This is a genomic window from Psychrobacter pygoscelis (genome assembly GCF_004335015.1).
GTDB classification, from domain to species: Bacteria; Pseudomonadota; Gammaproteobacteria; order Pseudomonadales; family Moraxellaceae; genus Psychrobacter; species Psychrobacter pygoscelis.
This window is the reverse complement of sequence record NZ_RQRU01000002.1, coordinates 723,225-747,716: the sequence shown is the minus strand read 5'-3', so window position 1 is coordinate 747,716 and position 24,492 is coordinate 723,225. Positions and strand designations below refer to the sequence as shown.

21 protein-coding genes are annotated in these 24,492 nt (G+C 45.0%); 7 read left to right on the top strand and 14 right to left on the bottom strand.

Translation table 11 applies throughout. From position 1 onward, the window contains the following. Positions 1–41: 41 nt before the first annotated feature. Together EGV92_RS07840 and EGV92_RS07835 are read left to right on the top strand one after the other, a co-directional pair. A complete protein-coding gene (locus EGV92_RS07840) occupies positions 42–1,325 on the top strand; it encodes a 3-phosphoshikimate 1-carboxyvinyltransferase (protein WP_131668648.1) in 1,284 nt (427 codons plus the stop codon). 760 nt (positions 1,326–2,085) lie between these two features. Then, on the top strand, positions 2,086–2,352 hold the full coding sequence (locus EGV92_RS07835) for a hypothetical protein (RefSeq protein ID WP_131668647.1): 267 nt from the start codon (positions 2,086–2,088) through the stop codon (positions 2,350–2,352). 83 nt (positions 2,353–2,435) lie between these two features. On the opposite strand, the gene EGV92_RS07830 is transcribed toward EGV92_RS07835, so the two are convergent. The 3 genes from EGV92_RS07830 to EGV92_RS07820 all read right to left on the bottom strand — a co-directional run bounded on the left by EGV92_RS07830 (position 2,436) and on the right by EGV92_RS07820 (position 4,984). After that, positions 2,436–2,978, bottom strand: coding sequence for an acyl-CoA thioesterase (locus EGV92_RS07830; protein ID WP_131668646.1), 543 nt, complete (start codon positions 2,976–2,978; stop codon positions 2,436–2,438). 186 nt (positions 2,979–3,164) lie between these two features. Beyond that, on the bottom strand, positions 3,165–4,148 hold the full coding sequence (locus EGV92_RS07825; protein WP_131668645.1) for a YheT family hydrolase: 984 nt from the start codon (positions 4,146–4,148) through the stop codon (positions 3,165–3,167). 236 nt (positions 4,149–4,384) lie between these two features. Beyond that, the gene (locus EGV92_RS07820; protein ID WP_131668644.1) at positions 4,385–4,984 is read right to left on the bottom strand and encodes a YigZ family protein; all 600 of its coding nucleotides are present in this window, start codon (positions 4,982–4,984) and stop codon (positions 4,385–4,387) included. 116 nt (positions 4,985–5,100) lie between these two features. Between EGV92_RS07820 and EGV92_RS07815 the strand changes: the two genes are divergently transcribed. Further along, positions 5,101–5,805 (top strand): pseudouridine synthase, encoded by a 705-nt coding sequence (locus EGV92_RS07815; RefSeq protein ID WP_131668643.1) that lies wholly within the window; start codon positions 5,101–5,103, stop codon positions 5,803–5,805. Here the strand turns inward: EGV92_RS07815 and EGV92_RS07810 are convergent. After that, positions 5,802–6,896, bottom strand: a complete 1,095-nt coding sequence (locus EGV92_RS07810; protein ID WP_207401755.1) for a homocysteine S-methyltransferase family protein — start codon at positions 6,894–6,896, stop codon at positions 5,802–5,804. The two genes, EGV92_RS07815 and EGV92_RS07810, sit on opposite strands and share 4 nt — an antisense overlap. A gap of 343 nt (positions 6,897–7,239) precedes the next feature. On the opposite strand from EGV92_RS07810, the gene EGV92_RS07805 reads away from it, so the two are divergent. Then, positions 7,240–8,412 carry a thioredoxin fold domain-containing protein gene (locus EGV92_RS07805; protein WP_131668642.1) on the top strand — a complete coding sequence of 391 codons (1,173 nt, stop codon included), beginning with the start codon at positions 7,240–7,242 and terminating at the stop codon, positions 8,410–8,412. Positions 8,413–8,447: 35 nt separating this feature from the next. Here the strand turns inward: EGV92_RS07805 and EGV92_RS07800 are convergent, their stop codons facing one another. Beyond that, positions 8,448–9,107: a DUF2939 domain-containing protein gene (locus EGV92_RS07800; protein WP_131668641.1), complete on the bottom strand. Its 660-nt coding sequence runs from the start codon at positions 9,105–9,107 to the stop codon at positions 8,448–8,450. Positions 9,108–9,846: 739 nt separating this feature from the next. Between EGV92_RS07800 and dnaJ the strand changes: the two genes are divergently transcribed. Then, positions 9,847–10,989 (top strand): molecular chaperone DnaJ, encoded by a 1,143-nt coding sequence (gene dnaJ / locus EGV92_RS07795; RefSeq protein WP_131668640.1) that lies wholly within the window; start codon positions 9,847–9,849, stop codon positions 10,987–10,989. 336 nt (positions 10,990–11,325) lie between these two features. Continuing rightward, positions 11,326–12,141: a 4-hydroxy-tetrahydrodipicolinate reductase gene (dapB, locus tag EGV92_RS07790; protein WP_131668639.1), complete on the top strand. Its 816-nt coding sequence runs from the start codon at positions 11,326–11,328 to the stop codon at positions 12,139–12,141. 188 nt (positions 12,142–12,329) lie between these two features. Here the strand turns inward: dapB and EGV92_RS07785 are convergent, their stop codons facing one another. The 9 genes from EGV92_RS07785 to erpA all read right to left on the bottom strand — a co-directional run bounded on the left by EGV92_RS07785 (position 12,330) and on the right by erpA (position 21,924). Beyond that, on the bottom strand, positions 12,330–13,505 hold the full coding sequence (locus tag EGV92_RS07785) for a type III PLP-dependent enzyme (protein ID WP_131668638.1): 1,176 nt from the start codon (positions 13,503–13,505) through the stop codon (positions 12,330–12,332). Between the two features lie 369 nt (positions 13,506–13,874). After that, entirely contained in the window at positions 13,875–14,405 is a 531-nt protein-coding gene (def, locus tag EGV92_RS07780; protein ID WP_131668637.1) for a peptide deformylase, read from the bottom strand. A gap of 389 nt (positions 14,406–14,794) precedes the next feature. After that, positions 14,795–15,052 (bottom strand): GlsB/YeaQ/YmgE family stress response membrane protein, encoded by a 258-nt coding sequence (locus EGV92_RS07775; RefSeq protein ID WP_131668636.1) that lies wholly within the window; start codon positions 15,050–15,052, stop codon positions 14,795–14,797. 396 nt (positions 15,053–15,448) lie between these two features. Next, on the bottom strand, positions 15,449–16,960 hold the full coding sequence (gene mpl / locus EGV92_RS07770) for a UDP-N-acetylmuramate:L-alanyl-gamma-D-glutamyl-meso-diaminopimelate ligase (protein WP_131668635.1): 1,512 nt from the start codon (positions 16,958–16,960) through the stop codon (positions 15,449–15,451). 253 nt (positions 16,961–17,213) lie between these two features. Further along, entirely contained in the window at positions 17,214–17,852 is a 639-nt protein-coding gene (locus tag EGV92_RS07765; protein WP_131668634.1) for a copper resistance protein NlpE N-terminal domain-containing protein, read from the bottom strand. Between the two features lie 40 nt (positions 17,853–17,892). Continuing rightward, complete coding sequence (locus EGV92_RS07760) at positions 17,893–18,399, bottom strand: disulfide bond formation protein B (protein ID WP_131668633.1); 507 nt, start codon at positions 18,397–18,399, stop codon at positions 17,893–17,895. A 148-nt stretch (positions 18,400–18,547) separates the two neighbouring features. Beyond that, positions 18,548–20,131: a glutamate--cysteine ligase gene (gene gshA, locus EGV92_RS07755; protein ID WP_131668632.1), complete on the bottom strand. Its 1,584-nt coding sequence runs from the start codon at positions 20,129–20,131 to the stop codon at positions 18,548–18,550. A 557-nt stretch (positions 20,132–20,688) separates the two neighbouring features. Beyond that, positions 20,689–21,045 carry a roadblock/LC7 domain-containing protein gene (locus EGV92_RS07750; protein ID WP_131668631.1) on the bottom strand — a complete coding sequence of 119 codons (357 nt, stop codon included), beginning with the start codon at positions 21,043–21,045 and terminating at the stop codon, positions 20,689–20,691. Between the two features lie 546 nt (positions 21,046–21,591). Then, on the bottom strand, positions 21,592–21,924 hold the full coding sequence (gene erpA, locus EGV92_RS07745) for an iron-sulfur cluster insertion protein ErpA (protein WP_131668630.1): 333 nt from the start codon (positions 21,922–21,924) through the stop codon (positions 21,592–21,594). Between the two features lie 219 nt (positions 21,925–22,143). Here erpA and EGV92_RS07740 point away from each other — a divergent pair, with 219 nt between their 5' ends. Beyond that, a complete protein-coding gene (locus tag EGV92_RS07740; protein ID WP_131668629.1) occupies positions 22,144–24,168 on the top strand; it encodes an ATP-binding cassette domain-containing protein in 2,025 nt (674 codons plus the stop codon). Positions 24,169–24,492 lie beyond the last annotated feature (324 nt).

Here is a 24,492-nt window from a genome sequence, read left to right as displayed (position 1 = left end):
TAGGTCAATTTCGCTTATAAATTCGTTTTTAGGTAATATCAATGGAACTGTCTTCTCACGCTAATTCAAGCTCAAGCTATGTCACCGTCCTAAAGCATCCGCAGCCTATCCAAGGCAGTATTCGCGTACCAGGGTCTAAGTCGCTGACCAATAGGGCGCTGGTTTTAGCGGCATTATCAAAAGGTAAAAGTACCTTACAGCATGTGCTGCTCAGTGATGATACCAAGGTCATGATTACCGCGCTTGGGTTGATGGGGGTGGAGATATCATTTAGCTCGCCGACGACCATCGAGGTAATCGCAACAGGGTCGCTCAAGGCCCCTGACCAGCCAATATTTCTCGGTAATGCAGGCACGGCGACACGGTTTTTAACCGCAATCAGCTGTCTTGTCGACGGTAGTGTCGCCATTGATGGCGATGACTATATGCGCGCGCGGCCCATTATGCCACTCGTTGACGCGCTCACCAGTCTCGGCGTTGACGTCACCTGCAAGACGGGCTGTCCGCCGCTGACTATTAACGGCCGTGGTGGCTTTGATGGTAAAGAAGTCAGTATCGATGCTAACTTATCTAGCCAATATGTCTCTGCCTTGTTGATGCTCGCCCCAAATGGCACCAATGGCCTCAAAGTCGCAATGCAAGATGACCACATTGGTGGTCGCGGTTATATTGATCTGACCTTAGACTTAATGCAGAAATTCGGCGTAACGACCAAGGCAGAAGACAATGGTTGGTCGATTGAGCCGCAGAGCTATAGCGCTACTGACTATCAGGTCGAGCCTGATGCCTCATCTGCCACTTATATCTGGGCAATGGAAGCGTTAACCGGTGGTCAAATCGATATCGGCTGTGACCCACGCGCCATGACCCAGCCCGATGCCCGAGTGTTCGACCTTATCCAGTCCTTTCCTGATTTCCCCGACGTCATTGATGGCTCGCAGTTCCAAGATGCCGTGCCGACATTGGCAGTGATGGCAGCGTTCTGCGGTAAACCAATTCGCTTTACCGGCATTGAAAATCTACGGGTGAAAGAGTGCGACCGCATTAGCGCCCTTCGAGAAGGGCTGTGCAATATCCATCCGAAACTTGCCGAAGAGCAGGGCGATGACCTTGTGGTGTATGGTGACCTAGACTTGAAGAGCTTGGCTAATGATAACGTGTTAATTGACAGCAAGGACGATCACCGTATCGCCATGTGCTTTTCGCTGGCAGGGCTGTTGCTAGATGGTATCTCAATACGTAACCCTGATTGCGTTGCCAAGACTTATCCCAATTACTGGGAGACGTTGAATGAGCTGGGGGTTGAGTTGGTATACTCGGCGTAGGGTAGCGGCTAGCTCTTAGACGTTTTAGGTGATTATTAAAAAACCACCGTCATGGATTTGGCGGTGGTTTTTTATTTATTTTATTTGGCTAGAGCGTTGTAGCTTTAAAAGGTTACTTTAATAGAGTCTTAAATTGAAAATTCACTTTACCTCTCAAGAGGTATAACTAAAGAGCTTATTTAAACCGATACTTTTAACGGGGAAAGAGTATAGTAAGAACGTAGGTATATCCACTTTAATGAAGTAGGAGGTTAGTAGAACTAACTAATATAGTATTGGATTACATGTCAGTGATGATACAGGGTATGAAAAAAGTAGACAGTTAATAAGAAAGTGGCTAAATTAAATATAGAAGCTTCGTGAGTTGCAAGTAAAAGAAAAAATATAAATTACTCTAGTTGTGTTTTAGTAAAACATTTATTTCTAATGCATAAGGTTAAAATTTATAAATATAAGGATTTATACGAAAAATAATGTTGAACTAGATAATGTGAAAGATAGTTTAATAAAAAATATACAGATAAATTTGACGGTGATGAGCGATACTGTTCTACAGATAAAGTAATAACAAAACTATTTTCCGAATTAGAAAGGAATACTGTTTTAGAAGATATTATTCTAAAAATCTGTGTAGTAAATGAACTATACGGTACAAATATCTATAGTATTCTTAAACTATTTAAACATATACTAAATTCTAATATTGATGAGAAGCTAATAGCAGGTAACCTAGATGTAGTTTCTAAAATAGCTAAAGGATATGAAATACGAACCAAAAAATAATGCTGAAATTATTTTTTATTCATTTGCTACTAAATACTGTAATTTGCATAATAAAAATGCGTATCCTATCTGTGATAGTTTTGTTGAGAAAACTTTAATCGCTCGTAGAAATAAAGATGGTTTTTCGCTATTCAAGAATAAAGGTGTGAAAAAATTTGCAAAGTTCCGGCACATTATCCACGATTTTTCCAAGTACTATAAGCTAACTGAAAGTAGTATTAAAGAAATCGATAAGTTTTTATGAGTTTATGGAGAAGAAAAATTGCTACCTCCGTATGAAAAAAGAACACAAGAAAATGAAGTTCCGATAGCTGTTTGATGTAAAATCTAACCCACCGGCGGCCAAGGTCGATGCGTATCGCTCTCAATCCACTCTTTCACATAACCCGTCGGCGCCATCTCCCAGCCAGATTTGCCTATAGCCTCTAAGATTCGCTTAGTCTCAATCACGCGTCCCTTTTCTGTCACCCCTGTTCGCAATACCGCAGAAGAGCAAGGCTTACCCTTGACCCACATCGACTGTTCAATATAGACCCAGCGCTCATCGATAGCGGCAACACGAGTCTTAATCGTGACCTTGTCGAAGGCGCGAATTCGCTTACGATACTGAATGGTGCTGCCTGCGACCACCAGACTCCAGCGCTTTTTCAGTAGCATTTTGCCAAGGCCAGTGCGAATGGCAAAGTCAGTACGGCCAAAGTCATAAAGCGTCAACGCGCGGCCATTATTCATCTCAAAGAAAGGGTCGATGTCGTTTAGGCGGCAGCGCAGGGTAATCTCAGCAGTATCGGCGATATCGACTGTCTGGCCCTTTTTAGTGGCGACGATGGCTTTAGCAATAGACGTGGTATAGCGTAAATAAGGGTACATAATGTGGCTCTAATAGTGGTAAATACAGGCAAAAGTCTAATTAAAATAGCACAGTATGGCAGCGTTATTGAATAACCTTGAGCGTATTTTATAGCACCTTGGCTGTCACACTTTTTAGTTGCCAATAGCAAAAACGAGCGCTTAATAGCACTCGTTTTTATTTTATATGGGTCTTATTGCTGAATATTAAGTCGTATAAAAGAACTGCATGACGGTCTTGGGATACCAGTCAGTATCGAACTTCTTGTCTGTCCAAGTGACAAAGCCAATATGACCACCATGTTTAGGTTCGCAAAGTACCACTTGGTTGGAGATGTCTCCATTGTCAGGCACCACGCCCAAAAACGGATCGTCTTTGGCAGTAATAATCAGCGTTGGTTTGGTGATCTTATGTAGGTAGGGCAGGGCGGAAGCTTGACGATAATACTCGTTTTTGGAGCGGTAGCCATGCCTTGGGGCGGTAAAGACCTGATCAAACTCACTGATGCGGCGGCTGGCTTTGACCCCAGCGATTTCTTCTTCACTAAGCTGATGGCCTAGTGCTTTGGCGACGATAGGATTAAGCAGGTAGGGCGTATAGACGCGGCGACCTAGCAGGCGTTCCATAGCGATGGACGAGGAGGCAAGATCAAGTGGGGCAGAGACGATAGCCGCCGCTTCACAAAGGGCCTCATCACCGTATTCGCCCATGTATTTGCCGAGTACATTACCACCGAGGGAGGTGCCGACGGCATGGACTGTCTGATAGCGTTTGGCCAAATATTGCAGCGAATGATGGACTTCAAGGCTATCGCCTGCATCATAAAATACTCTACCGCGTACCGGTACGCCGCCGCAACTACGAAAGTGCGCTACTACAAAGTGCCAGCCTTGGGCGTGGACGTAGTAGGCGAGCGTTCGTGCATAGTGACTCAGGCTGCTGCCCTCCATGCCGTGAAACAGTACGACGATTGGTGTCTGATAGCGATCGCCATCTTTAGGTGGCGCTTCGTCGACATCATAAAAATCGTAAGCGACCTCGCTTTCATTCAAGGAGTCCAAGGTCAGCTCACGGCGATAGGGCGGCGCTTCTGGCATGATGAACTTGGGCAAGATAGTCTGTAAGTGAGTGTTGGATAGCCAGAAAGGCGGCTTAAAAGCGGGCGCGGTAAAGGTCTTTTTTTGTGTCATGGATAATGTCTTCAGATAAATAAGGCAAATTTGGCATCTTATTGTGAGCATCTAGCATTTTATGGATAGGTTGGCAGTCATGCCAAACTAAGCTGGATGCAGTTTAGAATTATCATACCCTCTACGTATGACAAAACCAATAAGTTTTAGTGTACAGTTGGTCACTGAAATTACTGTTGCCTATCATGCCTTATTCTGAATCGATTCTCCAGTATTAAAACCAGCTATTTTAAGCGTTATTTTTTCGGCTCAATCACTTGTCCATCCATAGCAAGACGGTCTTTTAGCGTCTCAATTTCGCACTCAGGTAGCGTGACTGTCAAGGTGACCGCCTTATTATAAGTGACGTCGCCAACACTGCCACCTAAGTCCTCGACCACGTAGCGAACTTGCGATTCGTTGGCGAAGTCTGACGCGATTTGCACCTGCGTCATTGGCACGAACGGGGTGAGTCGCATCTCGTCAACGGCAGCTTGCGCGGATCCTGCATAAGCGCGAGTGAGACCTCCTGCACCGAGCTTAATCCCGCCAAAGTAGCGCACCACGATGATGATGATATTGCCGATACTCTTATGTTGAAGCACGTTTAGGATCGGTCTACCAGCAGTACCACCGGGTTCACCATCGTCGTCAAAGCCTGCACTGGTGGTATTATCAGGGTCACCGATGATATAGGCCCAGCAGTGATGGCGAGCGTCAGGATATTTCTCACGCAATTGTTCCACGTGAAACATAGCCTCCTCACGATTATTGACTGGGTAGGCGTAGGCGATAAACTCAGACTTTTTGATCTCAAGGCGAGCAGTTACTGGTCGAGCTAAAGTTTGATAAGTCATAGGCGCAGTAGAGAATAAAAGAGTGGGTGATAAAAGGCGATAACTTCTGAATATGGTAAACTGGCGCAAGATGCCAATACAACGATATTTATTAAGTTAAGATTAGGATAGCACAAATGCGCTTAGACAAATTTATCAGTAAAGCCACCGAGCTGTCTCGGAAAGAGGCCAAAAAGGTACTGCACGCTTCAGAGATTACTGTCAATGATCAGGTGGTCAAAGACGGTAGTCTACACGTCGATGAGTTAAATGATGAGGTCATGTGGGCGGGTGAGACACTATCTGTCGCCACGGGCAACCGCTATATCTTACTTTATAAGCCCGAAGGCTTTGAGTGTACCCTTAAGCCCAAAGAATACCCTATCGTGACCGAGCTTATCGCCGTCCCTGAACTAACCAGCTTACGCATTGCTGGTCGCCTTGATGTCGATACGACAGGCGCGCTTATCTTGAGTGATGATGGTAGTTGGTTACACCGGGTGACTAGCCCTAAGCACCAACACGAAAAGGTCTATGAATTAACGTTGGCCGATCCAATGGACGAGGCGGCGCAGGCGAATGCGGTAGAAAAGATCGCCCAAGGTATCTTGCTAGAGGGCGATCATGAAAAGACCAAGCCTGCGAGCCTAGAGTTTATTGATGAGACTCATGCGCGCCTCATATTGACTGAAGGTAAATACCATCAGGTCAAGCGTATGATGGCTTACTTTGGCAATAAAGTCATTGAGCTGCACCGCGCTAGTATTGGCGGCATTACCTTAGAAGGGTTAGACAAAGGCGACAGTCGCTTTTTGACCGAAGACGAGGTGGCGCAGTTCTAACTTGCTGCCGCTAACCCTGCTGCTAATTTGGCAATATGCTCGGTGCCGATGCCGCAGCAACCGCCGATAATATCTGCTCCTGCATCACGCCACTGCTGCGCCCATGTCAGATAGTTCTCTGGCGTGGTGTCTTGGCGGATACCACGCAGCTCGGCATTGGCCTGTTTATGCACTTGCTTTGGCGCAAAAGCATTGGCATATACCCCAAGCCGTTGTTTGCCACCTTCGCGGTCAATACTGTCTTTGGCCACTTGTAACGCCGATAACATCACTTCTGGTTGACTACAATTAAACAATATGGCGTCGACACCTAAGCCTATCATAGCAGTGACGGCTTCCGAGACTGATTCGCCAGAGCGTAGCGTGACGACTGGCATTGGCTTGGCTATAGGGTCAGTACCAACTTCAGTATTGCTTATAGCTTCCTTCAATTGCACTGTCAATTGTGCATCTAAATCACTGTCATCTAGCGTGAACGCTACCCAAAATGGCTTCTTCTTTTGTGCACCTAGGGCATTTTTATCGTTTTCGCCGTTGTCTTTACAGTTCTCTTTTTTATCCCCTTCAAACTTAGCTACCAGCTCATACCACGTGACCGCCTCTTGAATACTACTAACGGTCTCTGCCAACCAAATATCGGCAAAGGGTGCTTGAGCGTCGATTAATGGCTTTGCAATTTGCGCTGCTGCTTCACGTTTGAATAAATCAGGGCGATAAGAGCCGAATAGGGGCGGTAAGCAAGCAGCAATTTGAGCAGATGTTTGGCTTGCGTCTGGTACTGCGTTGTTACCCGACTGTACTGCTTTATAAGCGAGCTTGGCTGCCGTCGTTGCCAACGCTAGACCTTCGCTATAAAATCGCTCTCCTAGGTGAAATGGCGTGATGGCATAGCTGTTAATCGTAATGACATTGGCGCCAGCGGCAATAAAGGCTAGGTGCGCGGCAAGGACATGTTGCGGTGCTTCTATTAGCGCAAGCGCTGACCATTCAGGCTGACGAAAGGGCGCGCCGCGTCGTTCTAATTCTCGGCCCATACCGCCGTCTAGGATAGTGGTCTGTCGTGTATTGGCATTGTTGGTTGAATGGGTCATGGGTAATTGAGTCATAGCATAATAGCGAAAGTGGTGAAGATATAACGTAGCAATGAAGTCACGATACAAGTTTTTAAACACTAAAATATCGTGTCAAGCAAAGCAGTAAGTCAGTTAAGTCTTATGATTATCCATGGTTATCTTAGGATTTAAAAATACAGTTTGTAATAGATAGTATAGTCAATCCATTTTAGACTTGACACAAAGTCGCTGGAATAAATTTATGACTGCCTTAACCACCTCATGACGTCTAGCCAGCAAATTTATACCAGCTACTCTTTTACGTATCAGTCTTAAATAGGATGAACGATAGCAAAGCCTGTTTAATGAAAAGGTAATAGCAATGAAGACAAAGATCCTTTATTCAAAGAGATTTACTTATGCAAAGCCAGAGTGGGTTGGTTTGATAAAAGCTGGCACGCTAGGGGCAGCGGTTATGTTGAGCTTAGCCAGCACTGCTAGTATGGCAAGCACAGAGGCAGATTCGACCAGTACTGCGGTTACTGGGGCTAAGTCACCAGCTAACATGGCTACTAAGGCGAGAGATATGCCTGCCCAGAGTCATGTAACGTCTACCGATGTTACGGCCATTCAGGCGCATATTCGCCGCACGCTGACAGAGGCAGGGATTAAACCTGCTATTTTATCTATAGTACCCTCTGAGCTACCTTCAATGTATCAAGTTAATCTGCAGGGTATGCCGCCTTTACATATTACTGCCGATGGGCGACATGCCTTACAAGGCACACTGCAACCTAACCCTAGTCCTAAGCTGACGATAGTACCTAGCGAGCCTGCGAGTCAGAGCCAAGTGGGTATGCCGGTCAGTGATGAGCTGCGCCAATCCATGCTTAAAAATATGAGTATGCTAGAGAACATGAGCGCGCAGATACCGTTATACCATACGAGTATTCCTGGGCTGATTTGGGGCATGACGGTGGATGAGACCCCTTTTATCACCACTACCGATGCGAGCGTTTTTACGGATGGCGAGATATTCACTATTGAAGACGGTCAGATTAATGAGCTGGATGAGAACTTCGAGCGGCAAAAGAATCGTCAGATATTTGCACAATTGGATGAGCAAGAGCTGATTATCTACCCTGCAACTACAGCGCAGCGGGCTGTCGTTTATGTGGCGACGGATATTAATTGCCCGTATTGTCGCCGATTTCATAAGCTCATCCCTAAGCTTAATGCTAAGGGTATTACCATCAAGGTTATTGGCTTTCCCGTTTATGAAGAGTCGTTTGAGCCCATGCGCCAGATTTGGTGTAAGACAGAGAGCACTGCTCGTAAGCAAGCCTTAGATGCTGCAATGACAGGTCAAAAAGTAGCCAATACTTGCTCTGCTGTCCAAGGTGAAGAAGATAAAACCAATAACCTACTGGCCAATCAGCTTAAGGCCAAAGGGTTGGTGGTAATAGCCACGCCGATGATATTTCGAGAAGACGGCACTCCCTATCAGGCCAGCTTTGAGAGCGCCGAGTTCTTAGAGTTTTTACATGTTAATTAGCACAAACTGGCTCAATAAGATACTTATAGCAGGTGCTAGGGTAGTACGACATTGACTATCTTCCAGTTGATAAGCCCTTGCCGCTGCATCTCAACGGTCAATGGATAGCCTTTTATTTGACCCGAGACGGTAAAGCAATTAACACCACAGTAGCTAAGCGTGGGCTGGGCACTGTCTGACCCCTGAGCGGCTTTAGATTGTAGCTCAGCCGCCTGCTTGTCCATCATCTGCTCGATCTGACCTTTAACCACTGCATCGACATCGCCGCGGTGGACAATCATATCTTGAATTAGATTCTGTAGATCAATCTTATTACTCGCGATAGCCCATGCTGCGGCCAGCTCCTTGGTCGCTTGATTGGCTTGACCTTGAGTCTGAATCAGTCGTTCAATATTTTGTGCGGTAAGGGCCCCATCGACTGACTTATCAATAAAGGTATTGGCCGCCGTGGTTAATGCCGTGCCACCCAGCTCTGCTACCATGGGATACTGAGTTAACGTGGCGGCAAAGCCATCGGTCAGTTGCGATTTTATCCGTGGTCGAAGCGCTTGATAGTCTATGGCGGCTGCGATGGTCGCCCCATCTCTAGCCTCATAAGCGTTTTTGAGCTGATAGGCTGCGTAGTAGGGCGAACCTGCGTAGATGACTACCGCTGCAACGATCAACAGCACAATGAGGGCAGACAGTTTTTTCATAGCAGGCTATTCCTAATAAAAACAATGATAAAGATAAAGGATAAGAGGGTCACTGTGAAGTCACCTTAAGCGTCAAATATTACCATGCTTATTGTGCCGTTTGATATGGAAAATAAGCCACTTATTTTTATATTTGTTTTTATATTCGTTTTCATAGTCGAGTCTTAATAAAATATTGTCATCGTAATATGATGCACAGCTGCGAAAAATTCATCCCAGCTCCGCTATATCATTTTTATACTGAACTTACTACATGTTCGTTTTAGGCGCTTTTTTATCGTCTAAAATAATGGCATCGATAGGGGATAAGTCGCTAGTCGGCGTAGCCCTGAACGGCGGCCAATAACCTGTTACTTTTGTTCTAATTTTGACTATAAAACGACTTTGATAAAACTTTTTGCTTGATAAATAGTCAGATAGTCACCATTAATAGCGCAAACTTATATTAATTGATCAGTCAGTAACACGGCTTTCAGCAAGTGTGATTTGCACAGGCTAACAGTGGCGTATGAGCGACGTGAAATACCAACTTATTGTAAGCTGCTTATAGTGGTACTTTATAGGATAAGCACTTAATAGAGTTTGGGTTTTACCTTTAATGATTTGACTGCTCGGTACAGATAGTTTCACGTGGAACTATTTGCACCGAGCAGTTAAAGAGCTTGTTAGCGATAACTATAATCCCCGACCCACTTGAGTCAGCTGATGATGTGTTACTGCTTGGATGACAGGAGAGACAATGAGCAAGCGAGATTTTTACGAAGTACTGGGTGTCAGTAAAACGGCAGATGAGCGCGAGATCAAAAAGGCCTACCGTAAGCTGGCGATGAAGTATCACCCAGATCGCAACTCAGATGACCCTGATGCTGAAGAGAAATTCAAAGAAGCCTCCATGGCTTATGAAGTACTGAGCGACAGCGATAAGCGAGCCGCTTATGATCGAATGGGTCATGCTGCTTTTGAGAATGGTATGGGCGGCGGCTTCGGTGGCGCCGGTGCGGGTAACTTCCAAGATATCTTCGGTGATATCTTCGGTAATTTCGGTGATATCTTTGGTCAGGCACGTGGCGGCGGTGGTCGATCGCGTCGCGGCTCAGACCTACGGTATGTCATTGAGCTGACGCTAGAAGAAGCCGTTCGGGGCTGTAAAAAAGAGATCAGCTTTACAGCGCCAGCCCCTTGTAGCACCTGTGATGGTAAAGGGGCAAAAGACGCTTCGGACGTGGTCACTTGTCAGACTTGTCATGGTCAGGGTCAGATCCGTATGCAGCAAGGCTTCTTTGCCGTACAGCAGACCTGCCCCAACTGTGGTGGCTCTGGTCAGCAAATTAAGAACCCTTGTTCAGACTGTCATGGTAGCGGCGTAAAAGATAAATCGCGTACCCTAGAGGTGACTATCCCTGCGGGTGTGGATGACGGTGACCGCGTTCGCTTAGCAGGTGAGGGGGAAGCAGGCGGTGCAGGCGTACAAAATGGTGATCTGTACGTCGAGGTTCGTGTCAAAGAGCACGCCGTATTCCAGCGCCAAGGTGCTGACCTCTATATGGACGTGCCTGTGAGCATCACCGATGCCGCATTGGGTAAAGAAGTCGAAATCCCAACGCTTGATGGCAAGGTTAAAATCAAGGTAGCCGAAGGCACACAAAGCGGTAAGTTGCTTCGCGTTCGAGGTAAAGGTGTGACGCCAGTACGTACCTCTATGAAAGGGGACTTGATCTGCCGGATCATGGTCGAGACACCCGTTAACCTAAACCGTGAGCAAAAAGAGTTACTGCGTCAATTCCAAGAAACGCTCGATCACCTAGATGGTGATAGCAATCAAGGGCATCAATCTCCTAAGAAGAAGTCCTTCTTTGAAAAGCTTGGCGATCTATTTGACTAAGGGTTGCTAATAACGCGTTAAGAAGACTCTATAGTCGGCACACAATAAAACGGTTACGGTGTCATCCTCACTAGCCATACTACGATATAGGCTGCGCTCGGCTTCCTTGTATCAATATTATTGTGGATTGACTATACTGACCCGTAAGTTTCACGTGAAACTTACGGGTTTTTTTATGTTTAATACCTCTAAAATGTTTAAAATGTCTAAACGGTCTATACTGATATCGTTGGCAGATTGAGAATTGTAAAATAGGGCAGTATTTCAAATCATGATATAGTTGCTACATTATTTTATACTGATCAACATTTCACATTAATTGGATTAGATAGTACGATGACTGAAACAACCAAAATAGGCATTATTGGCGCGGGTGGACGCATGGGGCGTATGCTCATTGAAGCGGTTCACGATAATTCAGCCACTACCTTAGCCGCAGCGATTGAGCGCAGCGGCTCCACCTTGATTGGCGTCGATGCAGGAGAGCTAGCAGGTATCGGCGCGCTAGGCGTCAAGCTTACCGATAACCTCGAATCAGTATTGACTGATATTGATGTCTTAATAGACTTCAGCTTGCCAGATGCCACCGAGCAAAATGTCCAGCTGTGTGCCAAGCATAAAGTTGCGATGGTAATAGGTACTACTGGCTTAAGCGAGTCGCAGGAGCAGGCTCTAAACGATGCTTGCTTACATATCCCCGTTGTTTACGCAGGTAACTATTCGACAGGGGTGAACCTGTCGTTAAAGCTGATTGAGATGGCGGCCAAAGCTTTTGGCGAGACTGCTGATATTGAAGTGTTAGAGGCGCACCATAAGCACAAAGTCGACGCCCCATCAGGGACGGCTTATATGATGGCCGATGCCGCTGCCACAGCGCGTGGTCAAAACCTAAAAGAGGTAGCGGTTTATGGCCGTGAAGGTCAGACTGGTGAGCGTACGTCAGGTAGTATTGGTATTCATGCCATTCGTGGCGGTGAGATTATCGGTGATCATACGGTGATGTTTATCGCTGATGGTGAGGTGGTTGAGATTACCCACCGCGCAAGAGTGCGCATGACCTTCGCCGCTGGTGCAGTACGAGCCGCCGCTTGGGTGGTGGGTCAGTCAAATGGCCGCTATGACATGCAAGACGTGCTTGGATTAAAAGACTAGCGGTTTTATAGACAGTTGATGACGCAAGATGTAAGTGTAGATTTTCAGCTATAAATGCGCAGGCCAGCTACAAGGGATTTAAAATCCCTTGCTACTAAAGCCAAGTGGTCTTTTATCAACTAAATCTCGAGCACAAAAAAGCGCTTAATCCGTATAGATTAAGCGCTTTTTTTACCGATTAGCAACGGTTAATCAATATAGACAACTTCTAATGGCGGGAAGCCGTTGAACTCTACAGACGAGTAAGAGTTAGTATAAGCCCCCGTGGTTAGCCAGTAGATTTTATCGCCAATCTCTAGCTCTTGCGGCAGCTGGTAGCCTGCCTCTTCATACATAATATCCGTCGAATCACAGGTAGGGCCTGCCAATACCACCGTACCGGCTTCAGTAGAGGTTTCCATTTTGGGAGTATAGACTGGGTATTTGATGGCTTCACCCAAGGTCTCAATTAGGCCTTGAAATAGTCCAACGTCTGTATAGACCCACCGGGTCAAGTCGGTATGAGCCTTGCGTGAGATAAGAACGACCTCACTGACCAGCACTCCCGAGCCACCGACGAGCGAGCGACCAGGCTCAAGAATAATCTCAGGCATGTCCTGTTCGTCAAAGTCCTCAGACAGATAGCGCTTAATCTCGTCAGCATAGACCTGAAGTGGGTTGACCTCACTGATATAGTTGGTCGGGAAACCGCCACCCAGATTGATCATTTGTAGTTTGGTGTTTTCTTCGTTTTGCATCCAGTCAAACATGTATTTAACTTTAGCAATAGCATCATCCCAAGCCGCGACATCCCTTTGTTGACTGCCAACGTGAAAGGAGATGCCATAAGGCACTAGGCCTAACTTTTTGGCTTGCACCAGCAGGTCAATCGCCATATCAGGGTGGCAGCCAAACTTACGCGATAAGGGCCATTCAGCTGTTTCACTACCTTGCACCAATATCCGCACAAATACCTTTGAGCCAGGGGCATGTTCAGCGATATTTTTCAGATCCGCTTCGGAGTCGGTCGCAAATAGGCGCACGCCTTTGTCATACGCGTATTTGACGTGAGCGGCTTTTTTAATGGTATTACCATAAGAGATGCGCTCGCCATCGACGCCATTGTCTAACACTCTATCCAATTCATAAATTGAGGCGCAGTCAAAGTTAGAACCAAGCGAGGCCAGTAAACCAATCACTTCATTGGCTGGACTGGCCTTCATCGCATAGTGAATTTTAGCGTTTGGAAATAGCGTTACCATCTCCTCATACTTGCTTTTAATCCGGCTTAAATCTACCACCAAAAATGGCGTCTCTCGCTCTTTGGCCACTTGTGTAAATTTCTGCCAGCTGGCTTGGTCAAAATATTGATTAATTTTAATCATGGTCAAAACCTTTTAATGAGAAAACACGAGAGGGCAAAGGGGTGAGAAGTTATAGTCTCGACTAGACAAGATGAGAGTTGCTAGGCTACTTGGCGATAATGGCGCTATTATAATAAAACCTTATGCCAGTTGCTATTAATAAACAGCTGTAGAATTAAATAAAGCCTTACAAAAATAATGTAAGGCTTTTGAGTTTAACGGTACAGTTTTAGAGGTTAATAGCGAGCGTTCGGTCAGAGAGTGAGCAGTCGGGTCAGGTACTAATCAGGTAATAATAAAGAATAAAAGCAAAGCACTCATAAAGGCCACTAGCAACAGTCAATGTGCAACCTTGCTTATAAGTCGCTGAGTGGCTAACTAACCGAGCGACTAGGCTTTCACAGGTTCTAGTTGCTTTTCGCGCTGTTTGATGACTTTACGTACTTTGTCACGTGCGCGAGTTTGCTTAAGCCGCGATAGATAATCGACAAATAGGACACCGTTTAGATGATCCATTTCGTGCTGGATACAGACTGCTAATAACCCTTCAACTTCTTCACAAAAAGCATTGCCTTCGCCGTCTAAAGCTTCGATACGGACCTTGGTGGGACGCTCGACTTCATCATAGACATCCGGGACAGACAGGCAACCTTCTTCGTAAGGTTTTTTGTCCTCGACTAATGGCGTGACTTTTGGGTTAATAAATACCCGAGCGCCACTACGGTCGTCAGATAAGTCCATGACGATAAGCTGAATATGTCTATCTACCTGCGAGGCTGCTAGTCCAATACCTTTAGCATTGTACATGGTCTCAAACATATCTTTGATTAGGGTCTTGATCTCGTCATTGACTTCTTTAACAGGCTGAGCAATAGTGCGAAGCCGTGGGTCAGGATAGTTTAAAATCGGTAATAAGGCCATAAGAGCCCTCACTATTAGCTGAAAAAAAGATTAACTGACTACATGATTAACTAACTAGATATTAACTAGTAGCTTACTGAGAAAAGCTGACGATCGCCAATAAGAAATTCTAATGAAAACGTTTCGTCATGGCAGATTAGCTAGAGTGCTCGTTGAAGCACGCTATCTGAGTGAGTTAGCAGTATAAAATGGCAAGTTAAGCCAATAATGGCTTAAATCTATACTCATAAATAAAAGATGAATGATTATATTTTAGCAAATTTTAGGACTAAGTTAAATTTATTGTCCTTGCCAGTTACCATACCTATTAACAACAGCCGCCCAAAATAAAAAAGCCTTACCGATGGCAAGACCTTTATATGAAGCAAAAAGACGTGAAGCGCCGCTGGTTATATGCGGCGTTTGCCTGTAATAAGCTCATAGACAAATAGCAGAATGATAGCGCCAATAACTGAGAACACTAGCCCCATAAAGCCGCCTTCTGCGCCGATATTGAGCATACTGGCTAAAAAGCCACCCACTACCGCACCGGCGATACCTAGAACTATGGTCATAATCCAGCCCATCGCATCGTTACCCGGTTTAATAGCACGAGCCAGTAAACCAGCTACCAGACCAATAATTACCATCCAGATAATATTAAACATATTAAGACTCCTGATTAATTATTAAATTACTAGCTAAATAGTTATTTGCTAATGGTCAGCTGATAACAACACCTTACAACTGAGTAGGTTAGTGTAGCTTATCGGCTGTGGTGTTAACCATTATCCAATTATAATTGTGACCGAACGCAGTTGTGACTAAATAATATAGTTGTAACCAAAGTTCACACCACTTTCTAGTAAAAATTATAAAGCAGTAATTAACATAAAGGTAAGGCGTCTATGTTACCAGTGTAGGGTAACTGTGAGAAATAATGTCCATTGCAATTTTGCGTCATTTATAGGTTAACCAATGGTAACCATCACCAGAGCAAATCTAAAAATTACTTGAATAAAATTAATGATATAAACCAAAGAGCCGTGGGTAAAAATAACAAACTAGCTGTCTTTTAGTGCTGCTAATAATCGTTGATGGATACCTTCAAAGCCGCCATTAGACATGATAATCACCGCATCGTCTGAGCCAATATGCTTGACGATATAATCGATAATAGCCTCAGTAGAGCTGAAAACTTGCTGTTGGTTGTCAAGCGACTGCTGGGCCGAGCTGATGGCGCTGCGCAGCCCCCACTCAAGACCACTAGGCTCATACCAAAGCACTTCATCAGCCAGCGCTGCTGACTCTGCTAAGATGTCTTTATGGATGCCAAGCTTCATGGTATTGCTTCGCGGTTCAATAATGGCCCAAAGCTTTGTTCCTGGAAGTTTTTTCTTAGCCCCATCTAGGGTGGTTGAGATTGCAGTAGGGTGGTGGGCAAAGTCATCAAATACTAAGGTTTTACGCGTCTCATTCTCTACTGAGCCGATCAGCTCCATACGCCTCTTGATACCAGCAAAGGCAGATAAAGCCTCACAGGCAGTAGCAACACTCACGCCCACGTCAAAAGCTGCCGCCACTGCGACGAGCGCATTATTGACATTGTGAAGGCCACTCATACCCCAGTGAACCTCGCCGTTATGCTGGCGGTCAACTTCAGAAGGATTGAGTTGGGAGGGGTCTGAAGCACTAAAGGTGATTCGGAAGTGACTGCCATCCGCGTGAATAAGCTGAGCTTGCCAGTCGGCATTAGTTTGAGCAGTAGCAGGATGTTGATCTTGCTGCTCGTGTTTAGTGAGCGCTGTGCGCCAGACAGGGGTCCAGCAGCCTTTGGCTAGTGTGTCCTCTAGGCTAGGGGTTTGCGTGGGCATAATGATCTGCCCTGAGCTTGGAATCATCCGAATCATATGATGAAACTGGGTCTGAATGGCATTTAAGTCAGCAAATATATCGGCGTGATCAAACTCAAGATTGTTCAAGATAGCCGTTCGTGGTCGATAATGAACGAACTTAGAGCGCTTATCAAAAAATGCTGAGTCGTACTCATCGGCTTCAATCACAAAATAGCCACGCTGACCATCGATGTCATCGGCTCCAAGATAGCTGCTATGGGCAAATGCCTGCCGTAGTCGCTCATCGTCTGAATCTACTAACGGCACACCGCCAATCAAAAACCCAGTATCGATACCGGCATACTGCAGAATCCAAGCCAGCATAGTGGTGGTGGTGGTCTTACCGTGGGTGCCCGCTACTGCTAGTACGTGACGTGACTGAAGGACGTGTTCAGACAAAAACTGCGGTCCTGATGTATAAGGAAGGCCCTCATCTAGCATATATTCAACGGCTTCGATACCGCGCTTCATGGCATTGCCCACGACCACAAGATCCGGAGCAGGCTTGAGATGACTTGCTAAGTAGCCTTCTTGAATCTGCACGCCAGCGGCTGCAAGCTGGGTAGACATTGGGGGGTAGATGCCGGCATCGGACCCGGTGACAGTATGACCTAAGCTACGAGCAATCAGGGCTAGTGAGCCCATAAAGGTACCACAAATTCCAAGAATATGAATATGCATAAAGAGTCTTCTAAATCGGTGAATAGCGGATAGTATGCGCACACATTGTAATGCATCGCCCAATTGATGACCAATAAAAAACGCCCAATTATACGGCGTGTACTCACATCAGCTGAGTACTAATCTGGCTTTAGAATTATTGTTGGCTTCTCGCATAGGTCTTGCTCTATTGCGCTTAGTCTATTAAAGCTTCGCTATGAAATCTGTGCCATAGGCGCTATGTTATCGGCTTTACGCTATGGTGCTTTTACTACTAATGACGCGATAGAATATAAGGTCGATTGGCGAATGCCGATAGTTGCTCTGCAGGATTAGTGATATCACTGTGCAACAATATCAGCTGGTTATCATGAATCAAATAGCGCTCAGTATTGGCGTTATTAAATTCGATAGTGATGATGTTGTCAGCTTGTTGGTAGGGGCCGGAATGGGTGATGGGCTCTGTTGAATGTAGCGGCAGCTCTTGATGACTGGTCTTATACGCTACACCATCAGCGAATAGATTAAGCTCTACAATCGTCTCACATTCCTTGCCTTTTTGACACGGTAGCACGCCTGAGTAGTCCCCGATTAAGGTAGCACCAAGCTCATTAGTACTAGTAGCGTCAGCAATCATCGGGGAGTGCGGTTGTAATATTGCGCTACCAGATAGGTCATCTTCACTGACAGTGCTGGTATCAGATTGACTGGCTTTGAGTATTGAGCCACTAGGCGCCGAGTCGGCACTTTGACGCTGTGTTGGCAAGTTACTATCAGTAGTCAGTGAAGATGGCTCCTCTTGCTCTGATTGAGTGCAAGCACTTAATATCAAGATCAGTAGTGATGCGCCAACGCATTGACTAACTGTAGACAGGGTTAAAGAAGGTTTAGCAGCTAGATTAGATAAGTGCATCACAAGGTCCTCTATAACCTGATTGTCATCATTGATTGACCTATTTTCTTAATATTCTTAGCAAAATAACACCATGGACCAGTGTTAAGAAGACAAAAACAATCAGTGCTTGCTCAGGGATACTCAACCCCAAAAATCGCCATGCCACTACTGCACATTCGCCAGAGCCTGATAACACTTGATGTACGACCTCTTGCATAGGTAGCGCCTCAAGCCAGTAGTCCAAACCAGGACCACAAGACGGCACCTGATCTGGTGGCAGATGCTGAATCCACACATGACGCGCCGCTACAAAGGTAGACCATAATATACCGAGTAAGCTGCCTAGCCAAAGCAGTAAGCGTATGGCACCACGCTTGGGGTTAATAAGCACTGCCAATAGCGCAAACACGCCCATTACCATTAAGCCTATACGCTGAAATACGCACAACGGACAAGGAGCAAAGCCCATATAGCGCTGCAAAAATAGCAGAGCAAAAGCCATCGCTACAACCGCCATAACCACCAAAAATAAATTTAAACCACGATAAGTCATAAGATTTCGCATGAAGTTTGCCTTTGATAACCTCTGTTGGATCGCACTAGTTATGACGTCTTATAGTCTTATATTGTCTCTCAAATTGAAGTACTTATCATACTTTGATAGCAGATATGAGTATTACTGATTAGCAGCACTTCGATTAGCAGTTCTTCGATTAGCGATACTGCTGTAAAAATTGCTTAAAGTCTTCGCTGTCAGCGGCTTCAAGCTCTGCTTGTTGCATGATGGACTTCTCAGCCAACACCTCATATTTTGCTTGTGTGTTTGGACTTAGGGTTTGTTGCAATAATAGTGCCCGGTGCTGGCGGGCCAGAGTAAAGCCAAGCTGCCAAGTACTGCCAAGCTGCTTAGAGTCTGACTCTACCTGCGCGGATAGCGTTAGGTTTGGATTACGAGCTTTGCCTTGCATCAGTGCCAACGCCGTTCGATAGTCATTACCCCCGTGGTGCGCGTCGAGTAATGTGGCTAAAGGCAGCATTTTATCCAGATGGCTTTGCATCCACTGGTTAAAAGGAGTCTCGCCGCTGCTGGTTAAGATATTAAGATTAGGGTCGCGGCCACGATTGACGACGCGCTCTACATTATTAGACAGTAGCTCCTCCTCCTCCGGCATCAGCTCAGGGGACTCTGATAGCAGACAATACAGCGCCAATATCTCCAAAAAGCAAGCGCTGGACAAGCGAATACCCACATCGCTATAAGGGTCTAAATCAATAGCGCGGAACTCTACATAGGCGATACCGCGCCGCTCTAGTGCTTCGGTTGGTGACTCGCCGCTCTCAGCAATTTGCTTGGGGCGGATAGGGCTGTAGTATTCATTTTCAATCTGTAAGATATGGTTGTTAATTTGGATAGGATTGCCGTCTTCATCATCGACACCAAGCTTAGCAAACTGCTCATGCGGCGTTTGGATCGCAGCACGCAGACCCTTAATATACTCGGGCAATGTGTTGTAGCGGATATCGAGATGTTCTTGCACACTATTGGTATAGCCAAGTTTGCCCATACGCAGACAGGTGGCTTCAGGCTTATAATAAGTCTTATCATTAAGTAGGACTAAATCGTGCTCACGGCCCGTCAAAAAACAAGGGCAGACGCTAGGGCTTGCTCCCAATAGATAGAGTACCAGCCCTGTCATACGTTTGAAGTTACGAATTAGCCCTAGGTATTTGGCGTTCTTAAACGCCTCAAGAGTCGCTGAGTTCGCTGCTGAATCTGCGCCATCTGAGTCTTTAATCTGCGACTGCCAAGCAGAAAACAAATCATCGCCAAAGGATAAATTGTAATGCAGTCCTGCGATGGTCTGCATTCGTCTGCCATAGCGAACGCCAAGACCACTACGATACAGGGTCTTAAGCTTGCCGATATTTGAGCTTCCATAGTCGGCAAGAGGAATGTCTTCATCATTTGAGGCCAGCATACAAGGCATCGATAATGGCCACATCAGCTCATCATTCTCTAGCGCTTGATAGACTAAAATATGCAGCTGTCTTAGCATAGCCAGAGTCTCTTTAGGCGTCGCTTTAGGGTCGGTGATTAGCTCAAGGAGGCTCTCTGAGTAATCCGTAGTAATAAATGGGTGGGTAAGCTTAGAGCCGAGTTTGGCAGGATGGGGAGAGCTCGCCAGAAAGCCGTTAGGCTGCATACGTAGGCCTTCTTTTTCGATACCTCGCTGCATTCCTGTCAAATGATGAGGGCTTAACCAATTTGGAGCTTGGAACTCATTAATATTACTCATGGGACGCCATTACTCTTGTTTATTAAATATCATCAATTGTTCAAAATCTGGTCAGGTAACATGCGCTGTGGCCGATGAAAAATTTAGCAACTACTTATTTCCATGTAGATGAGATAGCTCTCAACTTACCGATTGTCAATAAGCTTTATTCCTATTTAGCAGCTTGCTCACTAATTTAACGCAGCTGCACTAACCTGTCCAAAATTATCGAGTCAGTTTAGCCCAATCATAAAGTAAAAACTATGAGCGATTACAAATTATGTATATTCAAAAGTTCCTTAAATTAGCTCAGCAACAAGCAGTAAGCTAATAATAAATTAAGATACTATTTTAATTTTATTAACTTGTAAGTTAATATTATCTTGTTAGTAGAGGGTGTTTGATAAGGTAAATTAGCTTTATTAAGCGCAAAAAAATACCCACCAAACGGTGGGTATAGTAATTCTAGGCTTATATGGTAATTGGCTTAGTGATCAGCAGTAGCCTAATTAGTAGTAACCTAATGAGGGTAGTCTAATCAGTACCATATCGCTTACCTATAAATTACAAGCTAAGAACTAAGAGAAGTCTAGTTCAGTTTCAAAGCTTTTTAGGTTGTGACGCGCCATAGCAAGGTTTGACTTTTGACGATCAAGTACAAGGTACAAAAATAGGTTTTCGTTACGAACTAGGGGACGTAGTAAGTGATACTGCTTGCCCAATGTGATCAAGATATCTTCAATGCTTTCGTTAAGACCCAAAGCGTCAGCAACTTTGCGCTTAGCACGGATAACTTCGGTATTACCAGCAGAAGCAAGCTCAAGGTCGATACCGGTACCTAGAGTGGCAAGCGCTAGACCTGACTCACTATCGACCAAAGCAGCAGCAATAAAACCATCAATTTCATTTAATGCGTCTAGTGATAACTTAGCCATACTTAAATCCTTAATAAAAATGTTAACTAATACTAAAATAAAAGGTTAGATTTTTTTAAATCTAATCCTGAAGTAGAAATTACTATTAATAATTTCTCATAAAAATAACTTTTAAAACTTTGTAGAAAATAATAATGTATGTAAATAGCTTTATGGTCGTCGTAGATTTTATTATTTATTAAAGCTACAAACATACTAAAACGTATTATATAAATAAAACTTTCTAAAGCGCAGTGTATTACTTACCCTGCAGATAGTATTTAACCACAATTAACTCGATTTTAAAATATCTGAATGATTAGCTGCTATGTTTAGGATATTATTGGTAATTTAATGTAAATTCAGAGTACAAGTGTAAACTGAATTTAGAAATTAAAACCATGACAGTTAATCTTTCAAGGTAATACTTGAGATAATAATGGATTAATGCAGAATTTAGCTAAGGTGTATTCTACAAGCATAAGGACGGCTTGCCAACAATCAATAACACTTTTATCACAAGATAGTTTAATAAATTAAGTTAAACTTAATAATTGATATTACTAATTAAATAGAGAAAGAAGAGCCACAACCACAAGTGGTCGTTGCATTTGGGTTTTGTACGACAAAACGCGCGCCTTCTAAGCCTTCGGTATAGTCTATTGTGGAGCCTTGTAGATACTGATAGCTTAAGGAGTCCACCACTAAGGTGACATCGCCATTTTTGAAATTGGCATCATCTTCGCCCATATCATTAGCGAAATTAAACCCATAAGAAAACCCAGAGCAGCCACCGCCAGTCACATAGACTCGCAGCATTAAACTATCGTCACCCTCTTCTTCGCGTAGACGCCGCACTTTATTAGCAGCACTATCGGTTAAGGTCATGGTTGGGATCATATTTGCCTCACTATACACATTAATTCGACTGTACCACTTTGATTATAAAAGATTTTTCCTAAGACCTCGGTTTAATAACACTTCGTTTATGGGTAACTTGGCGTCAATTATCTACATTCAACAACAAATTTACTTGTCTAAATAGAGTGCCGGGGTAGTATCAAAGGTGTGGATAAGTATATCATAATTGGGCTTTTCAAAAATTTGTCAAGGACACCCATGATTGAGTTTAAAGAGGTCAGTGTACGCCGTGATGGCCGCGTGCTATTCGAGCAAGCGAGCTTTCAGATGCACCCTGGCCAGAAAATTGGTCTTACCGGAAATAACGGCACAGGAAAATCTACCCTATTTGCCGTCCTGCTAAATCAGATGCGACCTGCGGCTAATGATTTAAGTGTCGATGCTGGTCACATTAGTATCCCTGATCGCTGGCAGGTGGCACATATGGCACAAGAAGTTGAAGCCAGTAGTCAATCGGCCATCGATTATGTATTGAGTGGTGATCAAGAGTGGTATCGTCTCAATGATAAGATCATGAATACCGATCAATTGAGTGATGATGAGATTGCGCCTTTATATCAACGATTTGATGAAATCGATGGCTACCGCATCCCCACCAAGGCCGCACAAATCATGGCAGGGCTTGGTTTTACTACTGAGCAGCATGAGCGCTCGGTAGCAGAGTTTTCAGGGGGCTGGCGTATGCGCCTTAATCTGGCCAAGACGCTGATGAGCCGCGCTGAGCTATTATTGCTCGATGAGCCTACCAACCATCTAGATTTGGATGCAATACTATGGCTTGAGAGTTGGATCGTGCAATTTGAGGGCTTGGTCTTGGTCATCTCTCATGATCAGGCTTTCTTGGATGCCACGGTTGATAATATTTTGCACATTGAGCAGCAAAAGATCACCTTATATTCTGGTAACTACAGTCAGTTTGTGCGAACACGCAGTGAGCGCTTAGCACAGCAGCAACAAGCTTTTGAAAAACAACAAGATACCCGAGCTCACCTAGAAGACTTCATTCGCCGATTCCGTGCTAAAGCCAGCAAAGCCAAGCAGGCGCAAAGCCGGATTCGTCAGTTAGAGCGAATGACTGAGCTGTCCCCTATTATGGCTGACAACCCTTTTTCCTTTAAGTTTTACGAGCCTACCCACATGAGCTCACCACTTATAGAGATAGGTACGGCTGATATTGGCTACAGTGAGACGCCGCTATTGCATCGTGTCTCAGTGCAAGTAACCCCAGATACACGGCTTGGTCTCTTGGGCATGAACGGTGCAGGTAAGTCAACGCTTATCAAGGCTTTGGTCGGAGAGTTGCCTCTACTCTCTGGTAGCTATAGGGTCTCTGATACTCTCAAGCTTGGTTATTTCAATCAGCATCAAATGGATAGTTTAGATGCCTCTGCCACGCCTCTAATGATGCTCAGACGTCTGGCAGGCAAGACCTCTGATGCGGATCTGCGCTCTTTTTTAGGGAGTTTTGACTTTCGCGGTGAGCGTATTGATACACCAAGTGAGCTGTTTTCAGGTGGAGAGCGCGCACGCTTAACGCTAGCGTTAATCGTCTGGCAGCGCCCGAATGTATTGGTGCTCGATGAGCCAACCAACCATCTGGACTTACAAATGCGCCAAGCACTGACTTTAGCGCTACAAGGCTTTGCAGGCGCGGTGGTCTTGGTCTCGCATGATAGAGAGCTAATCGCTAATGTCTGCGATGAGCTGTATCTGGTACATGATGGTATTGTTGAGGAGTTTGATGGTGACGTCAGTGACTATGGTAAATGGCTGAGTGAAAAACGCAAACAGAGTCAGTCACAAGCGCTAAAGCAAACGCCCAGTGAGCCACAGCCGGTATCTAAACCAGTCGTTGCTGCGCCCGCCATAGCTTCTGCTAAGAGCAGTGCTCAGTCGCCCAAGTCTGCTTTAGCACAGAGTACGCCGAGCCTAAGTAAAGAGGAACTGCGTAAGCTGGCGGCTCAGCAGAGAAAACTGACCGCACCTATTCGTAAGCGTATCGAAAAAGCCGAGGCCGCTTTAGAGGAAGTCGGAGGCGCGCTTAGCGATCTTGAAGGTCAGCTTGCAGACACCGGCTTGTATGAAGATAAGCGTAAAGCTGAGCTATTGGCCTTGCTTGATAAACAGGCTGAGCTTGAGCAGCAGCAGGCACAGCATGAAGAAGCACTTCTTGAGGCGATGACTGAGCTTGAAGAAGCAGAGCAGGCGCTAAGTAGCATCTAACTGAGGTCGGCAGCCTACTATTGATAGCCGTTATTAGTGCTTGGCTCATAGTTACGGCTTTTTTTATAGTAGCAATCTACCTATTAATAGTAAGCCTTTAGAATACTAAGGCAAGTGCGTATAGAGCACCTAAGATAGGTATATCGTCAATCCATTTTAGATTTGCCACAAAGTCGTTGGGATAAATTTACGCCCGCCTCAGTCATCTTATGACGTCTAGCCAGTAAAGTTATTCCAACTACTGTTTTACGTAGTAGTTTTAAATAGGATTGACTATAGTTTTGTGACTGAGCGTAATAGCAACACCGGACTGATAGTATAGAG

Coding starts and splice junctions, on each gene's coding strand:
- EGV92_RS07840 (WP_131668648.1), top strand. CDS start 42: ATGGAACTGTCTTCTCACGCTAATTCAAGCTCAAGCTATGTCACCGTC.
- EGV92_RS07835 (WP_131668647.1), top strand. CDS start 2,086: ATGAAATACGAACCAAAAAATAATGCTGAAATTATTTTTTATTCATTT.
- EGV92_RS07830 (WP_131668646.1), bottom strand. CDS start 2,978: ATGTACCCTTATTTACGCTATACCACGTCTATTGCTAAAGCCATCGTC.
- EGV92_RS07825 (WP_131668645.1), bottom strand. CDS start 4,148: ATGACACAAAAAAAGACCTTTACCGCGCCCGCTTTTAAGCCGCCTTTC.
- EGV92_RS07820 (WP_131668644.1), bottom strand. CDS start 4,984: ATGACTTATCAAACTTTAGCTCGACCAGTAACTGCTCGCCTTGAGATC.
- EGV92_RS07815 (WP_131668643.1), top strand. CDS start 5,101: ATGCGCTTAGACAAATTTATCAGTAAAGCCACCGAGCTGTCTCGGAAA.
- EGV92_RS07810 (WP_207401755.1), bottom strand. CDS start 6,896: ATGACCCATTCAACCAACAATGCCAATACACGACAGACCACTATCCTA.
- EGV92_RS07805 (WP_131668642.1), top strand. CDS start 7,240: ATGAAGACAAAGATCCTTTATTCAAAGAGATTTACTTATGCAAAGCCA.
- EGV92_RS07800 (WP_131668641.1), bottom strand. CDS start 9,107: ATGAAAAAACTGTCTGCCCTCATTGTGCTGTTGATCGTTGCAGCGGTA.
- dnaJ (WP_131668640.1), top strand. CDS start 9,847: ATGAGCAAGCGAGATTTTTACGAAGTACTGGGTGTCAGTAAAACGGCA.
- dapB (WP_131668639.1), top strand. CDS start 11,326: ATGACTGAAACAACCAAAATAGGCATTATTGGCGCGGGTGGACGCATG.
- EGV92_RS07785 (WP_131668638.1), bottom strand. CDS start 13,505: ATGATTAAAATTAATCAATATTTTGACCAAGCCAGCTGGCAGAAATTT.
- def (WP_131668637.1), bottom strand. CDS start 14,405: ATGGCCTTATTACCGATTTTAAACTATCCTGACCCACGGCTTCGCACT.
- EGV92_RS07775 (WP_131668636.1), bottom strand. CDS start 15,052: ATGTTTAATATTATCTGGATGGTAATTATTGGTCTGGTAGCTGGTTTA.
- mpl (WP_131668635.1), bottom strand. CDS start 16,960: ATGCATATTCATATTCTTGGAATTTGTGGTACCTTTATGGGCTCACTA.
- EGV92_RS07765 (WP_131668634.1), bottom strand. CDS start 17,852: ATGCACTTATCTAATCTAGCTGCTAAACCTTCTTTAACCCTGTCTACA.
- EGV92_RS07760 (WP_131668633.1), bottom strand. CDS start 18,399: ATGCGAAATCTTATGACTTATCGTGGTTTAAATTTATTTTTGGTGGTT.
- gshA (WP_131668632.1), bottom strand. CDS start 20,131: ATGAGTAATATTAATGAGTTCCAAGCTCCAAATTGGTTAAGCCCTCAT.
- EGV92_RS07750 (WP_131668631.1), bottom strand. CDS start 21,045: ATGGCTAAGTTATCACTAGACGCATTAAATGAAATTGATGGTTTTATT.
- erpA (WP_131668630.1), bottom strand. CDS start 21,924: ATGATCCCAACCATGACCTTAACCGATAGTGCTGCTAATAAAGTGCGG.
- EGV92_RS07740 (WP_131668629.1), top strand. CDS start 22,144: ATGATTGAGTTTAAAGAGGTCAGTGTACGCCGTGATGGCCGCGTGCTA.